General features: G+C 62.3%; 3 protein-coding genes. All 3 read left to right on the top strand.

Annotated elements, in window-relative coordinates:
- The coding region (gene tnpC / locus ACUH78_RS18875) for an IS66 family transposase (protein ID WP_510497600.1) at positions 1-1,127 on the top strand (1,127 nt) is incomplete at its 5' end.
- A gap of 160 nt (positions 1,128-1,287) precedes the next feature.
- Positions 1,288-2,256, top strand: a complete 969-nt coding sequence (locus ACUH78_RS18880) for a substrate-binding domain-containing protein (protein WP_445334398.1) — start codon at positions 1,288-1,290, stop codon at positions 2,254-2,256.
- An 85-nt stretch (positions 2,257-2,341) separates the two neighbouring features.
- The coding region (locus ACUH78_RS18885; RefSeq protein ID WP_510497601.1) for a cache domain-containing protein at positions 2,342-3,379 on the top strand (1,038 nt) is incomplete at its 3' end.

Below are 3,379 nucleotides of genomic sequence, written 5' to 3' on the forward strand. Positions count from 1 at the left end.
ACGTGCGCCCGGTCATCAAGCGCCGCGACACGCAGACGATCCACTGCCCGGCGGCCCCCGCCGGGGTGATCGACGGTAGCCGCGCCGACGTGAGCTTCATCGCCGGGCTCATCACCGACAAGTTCTGCTACCACCAGCCGCTGTACCGCCAGCATCAGCGGCTCGGGGACAACGGCATCCGGGTCTCGCGCCCGTGGCTCACGCAGCTCACCCACGCGGCGCTCGCGCTGCTCGAGCCGGTCTTTACGGCCCAGCTCGACTCGATCCGCGCAAGTCGCATCAAGGCGATGGACGAGACCCCGATCAAGGCCGGGCGCGCCGGCCCGGGGAAGATGAAGGGCGGCTACTTCTGGCCGGTGTATGGCGAGCGCGACGAAATCTGCTTCGCCTATCACGAGGGGCGTAGTGGCAAGCACATTGCGCAGACCCTGGGGACCGACCCACCGCCCGAGGGGGCGGTGCTGCTCACCGACGGCTACGCGGCCTACGAACGTTACGCACAAAAATGCGGGCTCACGCGCGCGCAATGCTGGGCGCACTCGAGAAGAAAATTCTTCGAGGCCCAGTCGATCGAGCCCGAACGGGCGACGCAGGCATTGGAGATGATCGGCCAGCTCTACGCGGTAGAGCAGCACATCCGTGAGGCACAACTCATCGGCGAGGCACGCCGCGCATACCGGCTCGCCCAGGCCAAGCCGATGGTCGACCGGTTCTTCGACTGGGTCGGCGCCCAATTCGAATCCCAGGGGCTACTGCCGAGCTCACCGCTGACCACTGCCCTGGCCTACGTGCGTGAGCGCCGGGCCGCCCTCGAGGTCTACCTCGCCGACCCCGAGGTGCCGATCGACACCAACCACCTCGAGCGGGCGCTACGCGTAGTGCCGATGGGCCGCCGCAACTGGCTCTTCTGCTGGACCGAGGTCGGCGCGAAATACGTGGGGATCGCGCAGAGCCTGATCGCCACCTGTCGCCTGCACGACATCGACCCCTATGCCTATCTGGTCGATGTGCTCCAGCGCGTCGGCCAGCACCCTGCCGCCGATGTCGCGCAACTCACCCCAAGGCTGTGGAAGCAACACTTCGCGGCCAATCCGCTTCGATCCGATCTCCACCCGCGCTCGAAGTAGGCAAGAACGCCGCTCGGTTACCGCTTACGTTGCTGCTGGCCACCCTGATTGCCTCCAAGAGACGGACCGCCGAAGTGGTCGAGATCGTGGCCACAGTCAAGCTGCTCCGCCGGTCGGAAAGAAGCTGGTAACATTTGTCATCTTTCCCAGAGTGACGCTCATGCGGCCGATCCGATGTCTTGCCTTCCTGGTCCTGTCGTTGGTCTTTGCTGGGTGTGGTGAGCGTGTCGATCGAGAACCCGCGGTCGCAATCTCCACATCCCCGCCCCCCGTTGTAAAGCCGCGAGTGGCGTTGGTCATGAAAACGCTGACCAATCCGTTCTTCGTTGAGATGGAGAAGGGTGCGCGCAAGGCGGAGATTGAGCTCGGCATTGAACTGATCGTCAAGACGGCAGCGCAGGAAACCTCATTCGAACAGCAGGTTTCGATCGTCGAAGATCTAGTTCAGAACAAGCGGGCCGATGCGCTCGTGATCGCCCCTGCGAATGCACACCATCTGATTCCTGCGGTGCGAAAGGCGCGTGATGCGGGTATTCCGGTGGTGATTATCGATGCCCGCCTGGATGCCACCCAACTCGCAGTGGCGGATCTCGCCGGCCTGCCCTTTATCGGCGTGGACAACGAGAAGGGGGCCTATCTCGCGGTCAAGGCGCTGAGCGCAGGGATTGAAGTGCCGACCACGGCAGCCATTCTCGAAGGCATTCGTAGTGCCGAGAATGCGCAGGCGCGCAAGCAAGGTGCGGAGCGTGCGTTTTCAGAGAACACGGCGATCCGAGTGGTTGCCAGTGAAACCGCCAACTGGAAGATCGATGAGGCCTATGAGGTAACCAGGAAAATGTTCGAGCTGCATCCGGGCATCGGCCTGCTGTTCGCCGCCAACGACATGATGGCACTGGGGGCCTTGCGATACTTGAGCGACAATGGGCTGAGCTCGGTCAAGGTGGCCGGTTTCGACGCCTTGCCCGAAATCCGGACCATGGTCGATCAGGGCAAGCTAGCGGTTACCGTCGACCAGCGCTCGGCGGAGCAAGGTTATCGAGGTGTTCTGTATGCGATTCGCCTGCTCAAGGGCGAAAAAGTGCCATCAGAAACGCTGATCGATGTGGAGCTGGTCAGCGCGCCGAAGTAGGCCCGGGATTGCGTTTGAACATCATGACGATCAAATTCGCCGCTCCCTTGGCGGAGTCGGCCCGTTGCTCATGGGTGGGGGGCGGATGCGGCTGAACCTCACCCAGCGCTTCATTGTCTACCTGATTGTGCTTAGCATCCTGCCACTGTTGGTGGTGGGCTTATCGGCGATACACCTGTCGAACCAGGCTCTGGAACATGAGACGCGCAGCAGTGCGATTCAACAGGCTCACGACAAGGCTGCCCTGCTCAACGGGCAGATGGCGAAGATCGAAGCATTGATCGCTAACATCAGCGGGGTTGAGCAGATTGTCGAGGCGGTCTCGGCTGAGCCGCCCGATGGCGATGTGTTCACGCGCCTGGCCACCCAGGCGCAGATCGGCTACGTGCTCAACAATTACATCAACCTGGACGGCCTTGTCTCCATCGACATTTTTACCTTGGGGGGTAGTCACTACCACGTCGGCGACACCCTGGTTTCAAATAACCTGGATGTAACGGCGCGCGAACAGTTGATCGCAGAGACCCTGGCCGCTCCCAGCCAGATACATTGGGCAGGTGTGCAGGCCAACCTCAATCGTGACTCCGCCCACCGCCAGGTGGTAACGGTAGCCCGAGTGATTCACCGTTTCGATCTGGCGACTTCGCGCGAGGTCCCGGTCGCCTTGCTGCTGATCAACTACGACCCACACCAGATTCGCCGCGAGTTCAGCAAAGCAGGCGTTAGCGAAGATCGCCTGCTGATCGTGTTGGACGGGCGTGATCGCCTCGTATATCACCCCGATCCAGCACGCCTCGGCTCGCACGCAGAACCAGCGTTGATTGCCCAGCTGGCCGAAGCACACAGCGCGACGGTAACGATCAATGCTGCAAGTGGAGTACTCATTAGTCAAGTCGCCCTGCACGCTCCCGGCTGGCGACTTGCGATCTTGGTTCCGGAAGAAACGCGGTATCGCGCAGCGCAGGCCATTGGACGGACCACCACCGTGGCGATGCTGGTGTCGCTCCTTATCGTGGGCGTGGGGGCGGTCTTGTTCGCGCGCCGGGTGGTGCAACCGATTCGTGATGTTGCCGGACGCTTCGGGCAACTACGCGACCTGCCCGATGCCGAATTGCTGCCGCTG

The sequence above is a fragment of the Thauera sp. ZXT1-4 genome (assembly GCF_052598215.2).

What these genes read in the sequence shown, in the direction of transcription:
- ACUH78_RS18880 (WP_445334398.1), top strand. Translation starts at nt 1,288, where the DNA reads ATGCGGCCGATCCGATGTCTTGCCTTCCTGGTCCTGTCGTTGGTCTTT.